The organism is Bacillus sp. SRB3LM (genome assembly GCF_015712745.1).
GTDB lineage: Bacteria > Bacillota > Bacilli > Bacillales > Bacillaceae_G > Bacillus_A > Bacillus_A thuringiensis_K.
Map to the genome: position 1 here is coordinate 173,098 of NZ_VWVQ01000008.1, position 15,725 is coordinate 188,822.

Sequence of the window (15,725 nt, forward strand, 5' to 3'; positions counted from 1 at the left end):
TAGACTGTAATTAATATTTCTCAACTGTTACACCTCTTACAGCAGCCTTAATATACGGTGACCCTTGTAAACTTTGTAAATCCTCTGTTTTCCCTGTTACGACTACACCGTATATTGGTAAGTCTTTTGGTTTGGTGTTTTTTATTTCTTTATAATATTGTTCAAAATAATCACTTGGTATACCTTCACTATTTTTTGCTAAATGCTTCATTTGGTACAGAAACTCTTTTGAGTTTATTGTTAAATCGTTTTTCACATCTTCTTTTACTTTTGCATAACTTCCTTCAAATCCAAAAACATTTCTAGCCATTTCCGCATTTAATATTGCGCCATTTTTAGGATCTTTTAACCCTACATAAGAATCACTTTTCTTTTCATTATATGTATCTACCCAAAACCAAACTGGCTGTACACTTTTCGGAAGCATCTCAGTAATTTGTTCAGCTGTATACGATTTATCAAAAGATAAGGCTACTTCTGCAACTTTATTTTGCAAATCTCCAATATTTTTCAGGTCATCCACATAATTTTTATAAGTAACGAAAGGTAAATAAAACCTCATTTCCCTCTGCATTGTTTGCACATTATAATCTGGTATCGTAACAGCCTCTTCACCCCTTTTTTCCTCATCTAGACTAACAAGTTCACCATTGTAATGCTTCATACTATAACTCCATATACCAGATTCGTATATATCATTTACCCATTTCACTGGTTGACCAGCTATATTTTTATAAGAGTTATATATTACTGTACTTCCTGTCATACCAAGACTTAAATACATACTTCCGCTGAAACGGATATTAGGCCCTTGAACCATATGTAGTGCATTCATTTCTCTTTCCATTTTTCTAAATGTTTGCTGAGAAAAGTAAGCTGCACCCAAAAACAAAATTACTATAACCATAATGGACGCACAAATAGAAATAAGCCAGTTTCTCCAAAACTGCTTCCTCTTCGCTCTCTTCATCAAAGTCTTCACTTGCTTATCATTCATATTCAAATCAAAGTCCTTCCGACTCATCATTTCTCCTCCTATACAGTTTTTTAAATTGATTTCTTGCACGGTACAAGCTTGTTTTTACTGTATCTTCTTTCATACTTAATAAAATGGCAATTTCCTTATAAGATAGTTCATACTCATATTTCAACAGTAAAATATGACGATAATCCCCCGTCATCGTCTCCAATATTTCTTGTACTTCTCCTTGTAACTCACTTGTTAAAAGCACTTCATCTAATGACTTTTGCCCAATAAGAACGACAGATTCAATCGCAATGGGATTTAGCCTTTTTTCTTTTCGATGTAAATCTCGGTGCTGATTTATCGCAACTCTAAATAGCCACGGTGCTAAATGTCCTAACGGTATTTCCTCCATAAGCAATAAAGCTTTATACAACGTATCTTGCACAATATCTTCTGCTTCTTTTCTATCTGCTCCAATCTTAATTAAGTATCCAAACACAGCTTTTGATTTCTCTATTAATAACGATTCAAACGTATCATGACTCATTCGGCTCTCCTCTCTATATACTCAACGTTTGAGAGCGTAAAATGTATACAGCTTTTCTAAAAAAAATTCCATAATAAAAAGCACATCCATTTTGATGCGCTTCTATCTGAAATACTATTCTATTATTTCATCGCTTCCTTCACAACATCTTGAATCATAACAACTTCTGTTTTCATATCAACAGATGGTGCTTCTTCATCAATACATTCATACCAAAACGCTAAATGCTTTTTATCAATTTCATGATGCGAATTTTCGACAAAAATACCACCTTTTCCTTGCACAGAATACCAATATAAGTACTCTTCTCCATCTCTTATTTCCCGGAAAATTGTCTCAACGTACATTTTTTCGTCGTTTAGTGTCAACAGCACTTCTTTCATATTGTCATTCAGAAGCTGCATCCATTCATCTACACGACGACTTTTACCTTGTTTCACTTTGAATCTCGTTAACTCCACATTCATTTTTATTCCCCCGTTTTCTTACGTACAAGCAATCTATATTCTATTGGATGATAAAAACTTAATTTACTAGCTAATTTTTGCGAAGGAATATTGTCTACATAACAATCCCAGCACGGTGTAATATTATTTTTCATACAATGTTCAATGAACCGCATTGCAACAGCTTGGGCTAATCCTTTCCCTTGATATGCTTCATGCGTTACAATATCAATTTCAGCAAATCCATTCCCGTTAAATATCGAAACACATTCCGCTACAATTATCCCATCTTGTTCTATACAGAATCCAAAGCCATTATTTAAAAACACTTTAGTTGATCCCCAATATTCTTTATAATATTCCTCTGTAAATTCATTGCTTTGTGCTATATCTTTTCTATCAATACGCTTCACTTCATATGTATTTATGTTACAATCTTGTTTTTTCTCTTCAAAGGTTATGCTTTGAAATTTCATTCGCGGAATGTTCCGAAGTATATTACTAAATTGCCCTTCTATCATCATTTCCCACTCTTCACTTGAAGTAAAGAGTGTAAATCTCTTCTCTGTTTTTTCAATAGCCATTTTTAAATATGCAAATAAATTTTCGTTATACTTGTGATCATCCGTATCACCAAATAAATAATAGATACCGTTACCTGTAATAATTAATCCTGCTGTTAACTGCCCGTTTGTAAAAACTTCACCATCTATCATTTGATCACATACCGCATAAGCAAACGTCGTCGTTTTTGTATAACTTTCTAAAATCGGAAGGATTTTTCTATACTCGGCTACAGATAATTTTTTCATAATTGCTCCACTATAATTGTATCCGCCTCTATATTTTCAAAACAAAGATTTACCGTTCTCTTTAATGCTCTCGTTCTATGAATCGTACATGCTGGAATTAAAATAGAATCATTTGGCTTTAATACCGCTGTTTCTCCATCCTCAAAATCAATAAGTAATTCTCCCTCTAATACAATGAATAATTCATCCGAATTAGAATGATAGTGCCAATCATATTCACCAGTAAATACAGCGATTCGTAAGCAATGACTATTTACATTTGAAACGACGAAGTTTTTATGTTGATCTTGAATGTCCTTTGTTAATTCTATTAAGTTCACAGTTTCCATCTTTCGTCTCATCCTTTCATTAGTCGTTCTTCTGAAAAACTAGCTTAGTCTCCACCACCTCCGCAATCTCCCTCATCATCACTTGAGCTGCTACAATCATTGCCACTGTAGTCACTGAATCCACTTGATGAACTTGAAGCATATGAAGATTTTTTTCTCATTTTTCTTTGCTTATCTTTCTTACTTTCATGACTAGGCCATACTGTAGCAAAGAGTATAACGAATAAGGCTAATTCTATTACGACAAGTGCAACTTCTAGAATGCTCTCAATAATATTGGGGGTTATCTCAAAACTGTACAACACTCCAAATGAATACATACACAAAATCACATACAGAGCCATACAAATATACCGAAATGTTTTCTCTATCATAATGACCACTTTTTTTGAAAGAGGTATGTTCTGTTCCTGTTTTTTCTTTATATACTTTTGTCTTTTAGCTTGCTTTTTCTTCCTCTTTTTGCTCCCCATTGAATCCCCTCTTTTTGTTATATAATTCTAAATTATCATAATGAAAATCAATTTACACCAATAAATAACAATTATTCACATGTTATTTCTCCATAAAAAAAGACCCTCCTCATAAAGGAAGGTCTTGAATTTGTCTCTATTATGATAAAGCAGGAGCTTTTTCAAGAAGCTCTTTCGCATCAGCGTATTGTAAGCCGTGCGCTTCTGCAACTGCTTCGAATGTTACATATCCGTCTAATGTGTTAATACCTTTTAATAATGCAGTGTTGCCTAGGCAAGCATCTTTGTAGCCTTTGTTCGCAATTTGCACTGCATATGGTACTGTTACGTTTGTTAATGCAAGAGTTGACGTACGTGGAACCGCACCTGGCATATTAGCAACTGCATAATGAACAACGCCGTGTTTTTCGTAAGTTGGGTTATCATGAGTTGTAATACGATCAGTTGTTTCGAAAATACCACCTTGGTCAATCGCGATATCTACAACGACAGAACCTGGTTCCATTGATTGAATCATTTCTTCAGTTACAAGTTTTGGCGCTTTTGCACCTGGAATTAATACTGCACCAATAACAAGGTCAGATTCTTTTACAGCTTCTGCAATGTTGTATGGATTAGACATTAATGTTTTTACTTGGTTACCGAAAATGTCATCTAGTTGACGAAGACGTTCTGCGCTTAAGTCGATGATTGTTACATCTGCACCTAAACCTACTGCAATCTTCGCTGCGTTTGTACCAGCTTGACCACCGCCGATAATTGTTACTTTGCCGCGTTTTACCCCTGGAACGCCTGCAAGTAAAATACCTTTACCGCCTTTGTTTTTCTCAAGGAATTGTGCACCGATTTGTGCAGACATACGACCTGCTACTTCACTCATAGGTGCAAGTAATGGTAATGAACGATTATCTAATTGTACTGTTTCGTATGCAATTGATACAACTTTGTTATCAATTAATGCTTTCGTTAATTCTGGTTCTGGAGCTAAGTGTAAGTATGTGAATAAAATTAAACCTTCGCGAAAATAGCCGTATTCACTTGCTACTGGCTCTTTTACCTTCATAACCATATCTTGATTCCATGCTTCTTCAGCAGTTTCAACAAGTTTCGCACCAGCTTGTACGTATTCTTCATCCGTAAAGCCAGACCCTAAACCTGCTCCTTTTTGAACAAAAACTTCATGACCATTTTGCACTAAATGTACTGCTCCCGCTGGCGTCATTGCCACGCGGTTTTCATTGTTTTTAATTTCTGTTGGAATACCGATACGCATTATTAGTTCCCCCTTGAGTTATGAAATGACCCCTGAATCATTTTTTAAAGCGCTTTCTACGCTCTTATATTTTAACATAATATCTCAATATTTGACAAAAAATAATATAAGTTTTCCGATAGATTTAATTTTATATTAAAGGACAGTATTATCCGCACCTATCAGCATAAAGGATAAACTGTCCAATCATTCGAATCTTCACTTTATTTTTCTCTATCGATGTCTATGAATAACATCTACTGCACCAGTTACTTCAATAATTGTACCGGTAATCATATCGGAATCTTCCTCACATAAAAACGAAATCGTTCTTGCGATATCTTCGCCTGTTCCAGATCTACCAATTGGTGTTTTACGTTCTTTCAACTGACGTGCTTCTTGAATTGTCGCTTCTTTCATTTCACCAATAATATCACCAGGGCATACCATATTTGCAGTAATTCCATATTCTGCTTCTTCGTAAGCAACAGTTTTCGTTAATGAAACAAGTCCTACTTTCGCTGCTGCAAAAGCTGAACGATAAATCCATCCCGGTGCACTATCTGCCCCTTGGAATCCGTAATTAATAATACGGCCAAAGTTCTGTTTTCTCATAACCGGAACGACAAGTTTCAACAAATGAAATACCGCTGTTAAATTACCCTGAATCATTTCATTCCATTCATCTTCTTCATAATCGACTAACTTTTTTCGTTCAAATACATATGGACCAGCATTATTAATTAAGAAATCAATTTTGCCAAAACGGCTTATCGCTTCTTCTACCATTTTATGTAAATCTTCCTTTTTCGTGACATCCGCTTGCACGAATTGTAGACGCTCTTCTACGTTTTTATATGTTTCTTTCATCGTTTCCATAGCCGTTATATCGCTATGATATGTTACTGTTACTGAATAGCCTTTAGCCAATAACTTTTCTGTTACTTGCTTTCCTAAACCTTTCGTACCGGCTGTAATGAGCGCATGTCTCACAAAACTGCCCCCTTTTAAATTGCTATACTTCATATGTAACAAGTTCTCGCTCCAATTACAACTAAAATGAATTGAAACAGAGTTTTCAAAATTCTGTAACGTTTCTGGCAAGCACGTTACCAAAATTTGTTTTATAATTAAGTTGTAAACAGTTATAAAACAGATTGGGAGGAATTTACTATGAATAATACATATACAAATATTTTAATCGCGGTGGATGGTTCTAAAGAAGCAGAAAAAGCCTTTAAAAAAGCAATTCAAGTCGCAAAGCGCAATAATGCAACATTAACAATTGCTCATATCGTTGATGTAAAAGCGTACTCAGCAGTAGAGGCTTATAGCCGTGCAATTGCTGAACGTGCAAATCTATTTGCAGAAGACTTATTAGAAGACTACAAAAAAACTGCGCTTGAAGCTGGTCTTGAAAAAATTGAAACTGTATTAGAATTTGGTAACCCTAAATCTAAAATTTCAAAAGAAATCGCTCCAAACCATAAAGTAGATTTAATTATGTGTGGCGCGACTGGTTTAAATGCTGTTGAGCGTTTCCTAATTGGTAGCGTCTCTGAACATATTATTCGCTATGCGAAATGCGATGTCCTTGTTGTTCGTGGTGATGAGGAACAAGGTGAGCTTTAATTTATAGATAAAACACCAAGTCCACATGGGCTTGGTGTTTTTCATTTCACATATTTTACTAGAAATACAAGACAAGCTATAACAACAACGGTAATTGCCAAGATATAAGGAGGTAGAAACTTCAAAGACCATAATGCCATCATAATCGTCGCAACCATTAAGTACGTTTGCTTTGCACCTTCTGTCATTTTTTTACGAAGAAAGAAAACATATAAATAACCAATTGGCGGCGTAATAAAGCAAAGAACGTATATGATTTTTGATTTTAAATACCACTTTTGTTCTCCAAGTTTCTTTATATCTCCTTCAAATCTCTTACTCTCTTGTTCTCTCGCTTCTTCTACAAGCTGGTCTTCCTCTTCTCCTCTCTTTTCTTTCATATAAGGAAGAAAGTGCATAAAAAAATAGTATGCAAATACGAACGCTCCAAATCCAATATTTAATCTTTCTAACGGAATATGCTCACTAAAAAAAGCAGCAGCAATTGCTAAAGAAAAGCAGCAGCAATTGCTAAAGAAAAGCAATACGTCGTCATCCAAAATGAACGTTTTCTCCTTTTCCGTTCCATTTCTTTTTTACCTTGTATATCTTTTCTTTTCGAAAGCCATATAGAAATAAAGCAATCTACTACAAATAGAGCAAAAATAAATATCGCAACGTGTACTGTTTCTAAATCCTCAAATGAAAAGATATTTGGGAATGCAACATGTAATACAACTAACGTATACAAAATTACCCCTATAAAATAAATACGCCTCATTTTCCATTCCTTTCTTATTTCCTAACATTACGTTAACATACATTTTTTAGAAATAGACGGACAAAATATATATGTTTAAAAAAGGAGGATGCTATATGGATGATTCTGAACGTATTATTTTAGATGTGAATGGAAAAGAAATTGAAATGTTAGAGACAATCCGTGAACATTTTAAAGAGACACACGGAATTGAACTAAGTAACGGTGCATTACTACGAGATTTAATGGATATTGAGTATATTCGAATTACGGAAGATCGACATAAGTATGATTCATTTTAAGCTGTAAAAATCAAAAAGAAGGTACGCTTTCCTGTACTAAGGTTAGCGTACCTTCTTTCCTATCAATCAACTTCCAACAAACTCTCCAACTAATCCTTTCGCCTTCTCCAAAGCTTTTTCAATTTGCTCAAACCCTGTCCCACCAGCACTATTACGACGCTTTACAGCCTCATATGTTGAAAGAACTTCATACAAATCTTCTTCAAATAACGAACTCATCTCTTTATACGTTGCAAGTGGGACATCTACTAAATAAATTCCGTTTTGTGTGCAGTGTAGCACTAGCTTCCCAACAATTTCATGAGCTTGACGGAATGGTAGTCCTTTACTTGCTAAGTAGTCGGCAATTTCTGTTGCGTTGGAGAAATCTTGCGTCACAGCTTGCCCCATTTTTTCTTTGTTTACAGTCATCGTTTCAAGCATGCCCGCCATAATATGAAGGCAACCTTCTACTGTTTTAACTGTATCAAACATTCCTTCTTTATCTTCTTGTAAGTCTTTATTGTAAGCGAGTGGTAATCCTTTCATGACTGTAAGTAAACTAAATAAATTACCGTATACTCTGCCTGTTTTACCGCGGATTAGTTCCGCCATATCAGGATTTTTCTTTTGCGGCATAATACTACTTCCCGTTGCGTATTGATCGCTCATTTCAATAAATTGAAACTCTTGGCTACTCCATAAAATAAGTTCTTCGCAAAAGCGTGATAAGTGCATCATGAGCATAGATGAGTTACTTAGGAACTCCAGTATGAAATCACGATCGCTTACTGCATCTAAACTATTTTCATAGATTCCATTAAATCCAAGAAGCTCCGCACTATATTCTCTGTCAATCGGGAATGTTGTCCCTGCTAACGCTCCTGCCCCTAACGGCGAAATGTTAATACGCTTTAACGAATCTTCATAACGACTCACATCACGCTCTAACATCCAAAAATAAGCGAGAATATGATGAGCAAATGAAATCGGCTGCGCACGCTGCAAATGCGTATAGCCAGGCATAATCGTTTCAATATTATTTTCTGCTTGATGAACAAGAACCGTCTGCAATTGTTTTGTAGTTTTTATAATATGTTCTACTTTTTCTTTTAAATATAAGTGCATATCTGTCGCTACTTGATCATTACGGCTTCGGCCAGTATGAAGTTTCCCTCCCACTTCACCGATTTTTTCAATTAACATCTTTTCGATATTTAAATGAATGTCTTCCGCTTCAACTGAAAAATGCAATTTATTTTGTTTCGCTTCTTCTAATAAATATTGAAGACCTATCTTTATTTTCTCGGCTTCCTCTTTCGTAACGATGCCTTGCTTTGCTAGCATCGTTACGTGTGCAATACTTCCGTTTATATCTTGATTTACTAATTGTTGATCGAAGGAGATGGATGCTCCGAACTCTTCAACCCATGCTTCCGCTTCTTCTGTAAAACGTCCGCCCCAAAGTTTGCTCACGCTTCCACCTTCTTTTGATTCACTTGGCTGTATACTTTCGTCGGTAAACCGAATAATGAAATGAATCCAACTGCTGCATCATGATTAAATTCATCTTGAGCAGTATATGTTGCTAATTTTTCATCGTATAAAGAGTATTCAGATTTACGTCCTTCTACAATCGCATGACCTTTAAATAATTTCACACGCACTGTACCTGTTACATTCTTTTGCGTTTCTTGTAAAAATGCATGAAGCGCTTGTTTTAAAGGCGAGAACCATAAACCATTATAAATAAGTTCTGTTATTTTCTGTTCAATCACTGGTTTAAAATGCGCTACTTCTTTTACGTGTGTTAAATCTTCCAACTCTTTATGCGCAGTAATTAACGTCATTGCTGCTGGGCATTCGTATACTTCACGAGATTTAATACCGACAAGACGATTTTCTACGTGATCAATACGTCCAACGCCATGTTTTCCAGCAAGTGCATTTAGCGTTTTAATTAATTCTGCAAGTGAATATGCAGTACCATTTAAAGTCGTCGGTACGCCTGCTTCAAATCCGATTTCTACAAACTCTGGTTTATTCGGTGTATCTTCTAATGCCAGTGTCATCTCATATGCATCTTCTGGCGGTGCTGCCCATGGATCTTCTAAAATTCCACATTCGTTGCTGCGTCCCCATAAGTTTTGATCGATTGAAAATGGGCTATCTAAATTAATCGGAATTGGTACATCGTTTTCTTTTGCATAGGCAATTTCTTCTTCACGTGACCACTTCCATTCACGTACAGGTGCAATCACTTCTAAGTAAGGATTTAATGCTTGAATAGAAACTTCAAAACGAACTTGATCATTTCCTTTCCCTGTACATCCATGTGCAACTGCAGTCGCTCCTTCTTGCTCTGCAATTTCTACTAATTTCTTCGCGATAAGTGGGCGTGATAGCGCCGAAACAAGAGGATATTTCCCTTCGTATAATGTGTGTGCTTGCATCGCCATCAATGCATATTCGTTTGCAAATTCTTCTTGAACATCAATCATATATGATTTAATTGCACCTACTGAAAGTGCCTTTTCTTTTACAAATGCTAAGTCTTTGCCTTCCCCTAAGTCTAAACAAAGCGCGATAATATCATAATCCTTCTCTTGTAACCATTTAATTGCAACGGAAGTATCAAGACCTCCGGAATATGCTAATACAACTTTTTTCTTCTCCATTTTGCATCCCCCTAAAGAATAAATATTCATTTTCTTTTATAATAATTCACACTTTAACACCTTTTACAAAATGTATCAAGAGTCATTTTCAAATTTTTTCAAACAATTCCGTCGAACTTCTTTCTGTTTTTATGTACAATATAAGCAGGAAAACGGGGGTGAACTTATGGAAAAGTATTTCTTTTACGATGAACATCTCGGCATTGAAATTCCGCATTTACAAGAAGATTGGGAAGATATCCCCGAAAAAATGCAACACGCTATTTTATTAAAATGGGAACAAGTTCGCGGGAAAATTCCTGATCGTATAAAAGAACTTGAGCACTATATTAATACAAAACAACATTATTTAAATAACGAAGAAGACTTCGAAGTTTCTTGTAAACTAAATTCAGAAATTGCCGATCTTGCTTCCATCATTAATGACCTTTGGCTTTGGTATCGACTCACTCAAAATGTATCTGAGGGGAAAGCACACCAATGAAAAAAGCATGCCCCTCAATTACTTTGGGTCATGCTTTTTTTGTCGTAACATGATTTACAATATATTTCTTGTGCTGTTTTCGCCAAACATACATCGAATGGACCAACTAATATACTTCTTTCTTTCGGCAACTTTACAAAAGCGACGAGTTCTTCTTCATATTGAATTTTTTTCTGACATGAAATACATATTAATTCTTTTCTTTTGAACATTTCTTTTAGCATACCTTCACTCCCCCATCATCTATCTATATTAATATACTCTCATAACAGTTAAGACTTGTAAAAAAATGACACATTCCGAATCGAATGATTCATATACTATGTACAAAAGGAGGTCTAAAGCTTATGCGTGCTTTCGTTATTATCGCTTTAACTTTTTTAAGTGTGATTAGTTGGGATGCGTTTTTTAAAGATAAAAGTGATGAAAAGAATACAACGGAATAAAACCCTTTTTTTCTTACTTATTGGACAAACCGTTACAAACTGTCCAATAAGTAAGAAATAACTTAGGCTTTTCTACAAAAATATTTAAACATAACATTTTTTGTAGATTCCCTCCGTTTATTGTCGGTTTCCATCCGCATACATTTTTTAAAAGTATGATATAATAGTATAAATCTTGAAGGAAGGGATTTTGATATCATGATCGCTCGAAGGAGCATGTGGCATCGTATTGACGAATCATACACGTAGCGTATTTTTCAGCTCAGATACTTTAGTCTAGCGAAAAAAAATACGAGAGTGGGGAAATTATGATTGCCCGAAGGATAATTTGGCAAAAAAAAGACTCTTCTTACACATAGCGTTTTGTTTAGGACTTAATTGTTACTAGCTAAACAAAACAAAGAAGAGCAGGATTGCTAAATGACGAATCCTACTCCACGTTTTGTTTAGTCGTTTTAAGACTTAAACTAAAACGAAGGTAGGGAGAATTGATGGACGAGAGGATTATTCGTTATTTCTTCAGCGACATATAGCGTAGTTAGTTTTTTTCGTAAACTAACTGAAAGCTACATGTGAGCTCGTAGTTAGTTTACAACACAAAAAGGACTACTAACTACGGAAAGAAGGAATAACGATGAGGAACATCCAAAGTCGACAAATTATTAAAGAAGTTTTTATGGTTTTAATCGGTTCATTTATTTTAGCAGCAGCGCTATATCACATTCACTTCCAAAACCACTTAACAGAAGGTGGCTTTGTAGGTATCGCACTATTCATCCAAAATTTTTATGATATTTCACCATCTATTTCAACTGTAATGATGGATATCCCAATTATTCTACTATGTGCTTCATTGTTAGGTAGAAAAATGGTTGGCTATTCATTCTTAGGTTCAATTTCATTCGGAGTATTTTATTCTCTTATGGAAAATTATTCTCCATTTACGGTCGATTTATCAAACAATTTATTTATAGCTGCAGTAGTTGGCGGTGCGTTAGCTGGTATTGGACTCGGTTTTATATTGCGATTTGGCGGTGCAACCGGTGGAGACGATATTTTAACAATTGTATTAAGTAAAAAAACACGTTTTACAATTGGGCAAATTTTCTTCGTCTTTGACGCGATTGTTCTTGCGCTTTCATTATATTATTTAAATTGGACAGAAATTGCTTTTACTATTCTTTCAATTGCCGTACAGGCAAAAACATTGGATTTAATTTATTATCCAAAAGCAGAAGAAAAGCAACCAGTATCTATTCCAATGTCCAAAAAGCATGCAACAAATTAAAAAAGCGAAAGGCTTCGGCCTCTCGCTTTTTTTATGCTCTTTTTTCTTTCTCGACTATGTGACGCACTTGATAAAATCTATTTGCAAATTCAGTAACGTTTCTTGTTAAACGATAATTCACTGTAGATCCAATTGCCATTCCAATTACCGGTATACCTTGGAATAATTTACGACGAAGAGCATAAATCGAAAATGTCTTCAAAATTTGTTTTAACACAACCTCAGTAGAAGCTGTTTGTAGCACTGCTTCGTCTCCTTCGTAGAAGAACGAATCTTCTTGTTCCAGCTCTTGCAATAAATTGTACCATGCATATTGCTGAAGTCTTCCTGGTAGTAATGACGCATGAAACACCTTTAACGCAAGCATCATTTCATACGGCTTGTTCACATCATGTCCAAATGATGTTGCAATAAGTTGGACTGCCTTCACATTTAACGCGATCATAACCGGAAAATCCGCCGTTAATAATAATAAACCTCCAGCACCTGTTGCCCCGCCTTGTACAAATGAATATAGACGATGACGTGCTGTTTGCTGCTCTGCTATGTATGTTAATTGATCAATAGATAATGCTTTCAAATCTTCAAGCTGTTCAATCGATTCATCAAATAATCTTGATGTTCCTAAAATCCGATTACGTGCATCTAACTGTGCTTGTGAACTTTGAATAAATGCATGCAAATGAAAGAGCCATCCATCTGCTTTCGTGAAGAATTCTTTTCGCTTTTTCTCAGGTAATTTCGCAACTGTACTATGTAACCATTTATCAAACACTTTTTGAAAATCGGTCGCTTCTTGCTCAACTAATTGCGCTTCCCATTCTTTTATATTGTCTAAAATGGCTTGTTCTCGCTTCGATCGCATCGTAACAACCACCTCGTTCGATTTTTTTCTATTGTAACATATTTCTGCTTATTCTTTGCAAATATGCTTGTCTATCTTTATTCACATACCATTTTTGAATGGCATAAAATATTAACAAAAAGGATGAGTTGCATCACATGAATCTATCCAATCTAAAACAAAATTATAACGCAGTATTCAGCTTAGGACAAAACTGCTGGCCTGCTTGGGCATTATATCAATTCGAATTATCACCTTTTTTTGGCGTTATTGATTTTATGCTAAGCCCCTCATTAGAAAAAGTGAATGTATTATTACAAAATCGATTTGACCGCTTTTTAAATTTCGAAAATTTATCCTTCATCTCATTTTGGGATGATGGTGCAAAATTAAGACTCCGTGATAATCTATATGAAATCGACTCTTGCCATGACTTTAAAACAGATGTAAACACACCAGCTTCTTGGCCTTCTTATACAGAAATTAAGTTAAACTATGAACATCGTATTAATCGTTTTCTAACTACAATTGAAACGGCAGCATCCATATTATTTATTCGAACTGGAGGAACATATGAAGAAGCATGTTCCCTAGAACAAATTTTATCTCAAATCGTTACACATACATTCTCTGTCCTATTACTCATTCCTGAAGATGTACCAACCATCACCCAAGAAGATTGGGGATTACAAAATATTTGCGTTATAAAATGTCCTATTATGGATGTATACCAATACAATGAAGCATTTTGGAAAGACTTATTTGATGGAATTATAGTTAGACCGCACACTTAAATACACGATACTTTTATCACACCATACATTATAATCGTCCTTATACAAAACAAATAAGGAGTGATTGTATATGTATCCACGTGCAAAAGCTTTCGGTCTTGCTGTACATCAAGATCGCCTTCTCGTACAAGAATATTATACAGAAGGCGAAATATATTATCGTCCTCTTGGCGGTTCAATTGAACTTGGTGAAAAATCAGCACATACTGTTATTCGGGAGTTTAAAGAAGAGCTTCATACGGAGATAGAAATCACCAATTATTTAGGTTGTTTAGAAAATGTCTTTCATCTAGATGGAGAAATTGCTCATGAAATCATTCAACTATATTCTTTACGTTTATTAGACACGTCACTATATGAAATGGAAAAAGTGAATATACAAGATGAGCAAACAATATCTTATGCGAAATGGATTCCTATTACGGCATTCATTCAGAAAGAAAAAAGACGAAATCCTATAGGATCTCGTCTTTCTTTTCATATATTAACCAATATCTCCAAGACGTAGTACATCACGAGCAATCATAACTTCTTCGTCAGTTGGAATTACGATAATTTTTACTGGAGAGTGTGGGAAGCTGATGAATGCTTCTTCACCGAATACGTTATTACGTTTTGCATCAAAGTATACGCCCATGTACTCAAGGCCTTCTAATACGCGCTCACGAATAATCGCACTGTTTTCACCTACACCAGCTGTGAAGATGATTGCGTCTACACCTTTCATACGAGCAGTGTAAGAACCGATGTATTTGTGGATACGGCTTACGAATACATCAAGTGCTACTTTCGCACGGTGGTCGCCTTCTTCTTCTTTCGCAATGATGTCACGTAGGTCACTAGAGTAACCAGTAAGACCTAACATACCACTCTTCTTGTTTAATACGTTAACTACTTCTTCTACTGTTTGGCCTGTTTTTTCCATGATGTATGGAATTAACGCAGGGTCAAGGTTACCAGAACGTGTACCCATTGTTACACCAGCAAGTGGAGTGAAGCCCATAGAAGTATCGATAGATTTACCGCCTTCTACTGCTGCGATACTTGCACCGTTACCTAAGTGACAAGAAAGTAAGCTTAAGCTTTCAATTGGACGACCTAATAATTCAGCCGCACGCTCAGTTACATATTTATGAGAAGTTCCGTGGAAACCGTATTTACGGATGCCGAATTTTTCATAGTACTCATATGGTAGGCTGTATAGGAATGCAGATTCCGGCATTGTTTGGTGGAATGCTGTATCGAATACTGCTACTGCTGGTACGTTTGGTAATACTTCTTGGAATGCTTTAATACCAACAACGTTTGCTGGGTTATGAAGTGGTGCTAAATCGCTTAATTCTTCGATATCAGCTAATACTTCATCAGTAATTAAAACAGAGTCAGCAAATTTTTCGCCGCCGTGAACAACACGGTGACCGATACCGCCAATCTCATCTAGAGATTTAACGATTCCGTTTTCAGTTAATTTTTTTAGAAGCATATTAACTGCTACTGCGTGATCTGGAATGTTTGTAATTTCTTTTTGTTTTTCGCCATCTACAGTAATAGTGAAGATACTATCTTCTAAACCGATACGTTCTACTAAACCTTTTGTTAATACTGTTTCACTTGGCATTTCAAATAATTGGAATTTTAAGGAAGAGCTTCCTGCGTTAATCGCGATGATTTTTGACATCTAGTCTTTCGCCCCTTTTTCTCTTGGTAGTTGTG

Annotated in this window: 19 protein-coding genes and 1 pseudogene; 6 read left to right on the top strand and 14 right to left on the bottom strand. The window is 35.5% G+C overall.

Annotation, left to right across the window (positions count from 1 at the left end; translation table 11 throughout):
* Positions 1 to 10 precede the first annotated feature (10 nt).
* From F3I02_RS07755 to F3I02_RS07790, 8 genes are all read right to left on the bottom strand, one after another.
* Complete coding sequence (locus F3I02_RS07755; protein ID WP_000087172.1) at positions 11 to 1,024, bottom strand: anti sigma factor C-terminal domain-containing protein; 1,014 nt, start codon at positions 1,022 to 1,024, stop codon at positions 11 to 13.
* Positions 1,005 to 1,514 carry an RNA polymerase sigma factor gene (locus F3I02_RS07760; protein WP_196477793.1) on the bottom strand — a complete coding sequence of 170 codons (510 nt, stop codon included), beginning with the start codon at positions 1,512 to 1,514 and terminating at the stop codon, positions 1,005 to 1,007. Before F3I02_RS07760 ends, F3I02_RS07755 begins: the two co-directional genes overlap by 20 nt.
* A 122-nt stretch (positions 1,515 to 1,636) precedes the next feature.
* Positions 1,637 to 1,981 (bottom strand): DUF6176 family protein, encoded by a 345-nt coding sequence (locus tag F3I02_RS07765; RefSeq protein ID WP_001100236.1) that lies wholly within the window; start codon positions 1,979 to 1,981, stop codon positions 1,637 to 1,639.
* 2 nt (positions 1,982 to 1,983) lie between these two features.
* Entirely contained in the window at positions 1,984 to 2,772 is a 789-nt protein-coding gene (locus F3I02_RS07770; RefSeq protein WP_196477794.1) for a GNAT family N-acetyltransferase, read from the bottom strand.
* Positions 2,769 to 3,101: a cupin domain-containing protein gene (locus F3I02_RS07775; RefSeq protein ID WP_000450939.1), complete on the bottom strand. Its 333-nt coding sequence runs from the start codon at positions 3,099 to 3,101 to the stop codon at positions 2,769 to 2,771. The genes F3I02_RS07770 and F3I02_RS07775 overlap by 4 nt, the downstream gene beginning before the upstream one ends.
* Before the next feature lie 44 nt (positions 3,102 to 3,145).
* Positions 3,146 to 3,574 (bottom strand): hypothetical protein, encoded by a 429-nt coding sequence (locus F3I02_RS07780; RefSeq protein ID WP_196477795.1) that lies wholly within the window; start codon positions 3,572 to 3,574, stop codon positions 3,146 to 3,148.
* Positions 3,575 to 3,713: 139 nt separating this feature from the next.
* A complete protein-coding gene (gene ald, locus F3I02_RS07785) occupies positions 3,714 to 4,847 on the bottom strand; it encodes an alanine dehydrogenase (RefSeq protein ID WP_001219405.1) in 1,134 nt (377 codons plus the stop codon).
* A gap of 213 nt (positions 4,848 to 5,060) precedes the next feature.
* Positions 5,061 to 5,852, bottom strand: coding sequence for an SDR family oxidoreductase (locus F3I02_RS07790; protein ID WP_033703588.1), 792 nt, complete (start codon positions 5,850 to 5,852; stop codon positions 5,061 to 5,063).
* A 147-nt stretch (positions 5,853 to 5,999) separates the two neighbouring features.
* On the opposite strand from F3I02_RS07790, the gene F3I02_RS07795 reads away from it, so the two are divergent.
* Complete coding sequence (locus F3I02_RS07795) at positions 6,000 to 6,458, top strand: universal stress protein (protein ID WP_001066673.1); 459 nt, start codon at positions 6,000 to 6,002, stop codon at positions 6,456 to 6,458.
* A 41-nt stretch (positions 6,459 to 6,499) separates the two neighbouring features.
* On the opposite strand, the pseudogene F3I02_RS07800 reads toward F3I02_RS07795, so the two are convergent.
* Positions 6,500 to 7,218, bottom strand: a pseudogene (locus F3I02_RS07800) (hypothetical protein).
* A 95-nt stretch (positions 7,219 to 7,313) separates the two neighbouring features.
* Between F3I02_RS07800 and F3I02_RS07805 the strand changes: the two are divergent.
* The gene (locus F3I02_RS07805) at positions 7,314 to 7,499 is read left to right on the top strand and encodes a hypothetical protein (protein ID WP_000342764.1); all 186 of its coding nucleotides are present in this window, start codon (positions 7,314 to 7,316) and stop codon (positions 7,497 to 7,499) included.
* 66 nt (positions 7,500 to 7,565) lie between these two features.
* On the opposite strand, the gene argH is transcribed toward F3I02_RS07805, so the two are convergent.
* Together argH and F3I02_RS07815 are read right to left on the bottom strand one after the other, a co-directional pair.
* Entirely contained in the window at positions 7,566 to 8,954 is a 1,389-nt protein-coding gene (argH, locus tag F3I02_RS07810; protein WP_196477796.1) for an argininosuccinate lyase, read from the bottom strand.
* On the bottom strand, positions 8,951 to 10,156 hold the full coding sequence (locus F3I02_RS07815) for an argininosuccinate synthase (RefSeq protein WP_000412307.1): 1,206 nt from the start codon (positions 10,154 to 10,156) through the stop codon (positions 8,951 to 8,953). Before F3I02_RS07815 ends, argH begins: the two co-directional genes overlap by 4 nt.
* Positions 10,157 to 10,322: 166 nt before the next feature.
* Here F3I02_RS07815 and F3I02_RS07820 point away from each other — a divergent pair, with 166 nt between their 5' ends.
* On the top strand, positions 10,323 to 10,640 hold the full coding sequence (locus F3I02_RS07820) for a hypothetical protein (protein WP_000417120.1): 318 nt from the start codon (positions 10,323 to 10,325) through the stop codon (positions 10,638 to 10,640).
* Positions 10,641 to 10,654: 14 nt separating this feature from the next.
* Here the strand turns inward: F3I02_RS07820 and F3I02_RS07825 are convergent, their stop codons facing one another.
* Positions 10,655 to 10,864, bottom strand: coding sequence for a hypothetical protein (locus tag F3I02_RS07825; protein WP_000910674.1), 210 nt, complete (start codon positions 10,862 to 10,864; stop codon positions 10,655 to 10,657).
* Positions 10,865 to 11,720: 856 nt separating this feature from the next.
* On the opposite strand from F3I02_RS07825, the gene F3I02_RS07830 reads away from it, so the two are divergent.
* Positions 11,721 to 12,374 (top strand): YitT family protein, encoded by a 654-nt coding sequence (locus F3I02_RS07830; protein ID WP_089148226.1) that lies wholly within the window; start codon positions 11,721 to 11,723, stop codon positions 12,372 to 12,374.
* A gap of 31 nt (positions 12,375 to 12,405) precedes the next feature.
* On the opposite strand, the gene F3I02_RS07835 is transcribed toward F3I02_RS07830, so the two are convergent.
* On the bottom strand, positions 12,406 to 13,239 hold the full coding sequence (locus F3I02_RS07835) for an EcsC family protein (protein WP_196477797.1): 834 nt from the start codon (positions 13,237 to 13,239) through the stop codon (positions 12,406 to 12,408).
* Positions 13,240 to 13,376: 137 nt separating this feature from the next.
* On the opposite strand from F3I02_RS07835, the gene F3I02_RS07840 reads away from it, so the two are divergent.
* Both F3I02_RS07840 and F3I02_RS07845 read left to right on the top strand, forming a co-directional pair.
* Positions 13,377 to 14,012 carry a DUF1796 family putative cysteine peptidase gene (locus tag F3I02_RS07840; RefSeq protein ID WP_196477798.1) on the top strand — a complete coding sequence of 212 codons (636 nt, stop codon included), beginning with the start codon at positions 13,377 to 13,379 and terminating at the stop codon, positions 14,010 to 14,012.
* Between the two features lie 70 nt (positions 14,013 to 14,082).
* Entirely contained in the window at positions 14,083 to 14,520 is a 438-nt protein-coding gene (locus tag F3I02_RS07845) for an NUDIX hydrolase (protein WP_196477799.1), read from the top strand.
* Here the strand turns inward: F3I02_RS07845 and ackA are convergent.
* Positions 14,497 to 15,690 carry an acetate kinase gene (ackA, locus tag F3I02_RS07850; RefSeq protein WP_000034575.1) on the bottom strand — a complete coding sequence of 398 codons (1,194 nt, stop codon included), beginning with the start codon at positions 15,688 to 15,690 and terminating at the stop codon, positions 14,497 to 14,499. The genes F3I02_RS07845 and ackA overlap by 24 nt on opposite strands.
* Between the last annotated feature and the right edge of the window lie 35 nt (positions 15,691 to 15,725).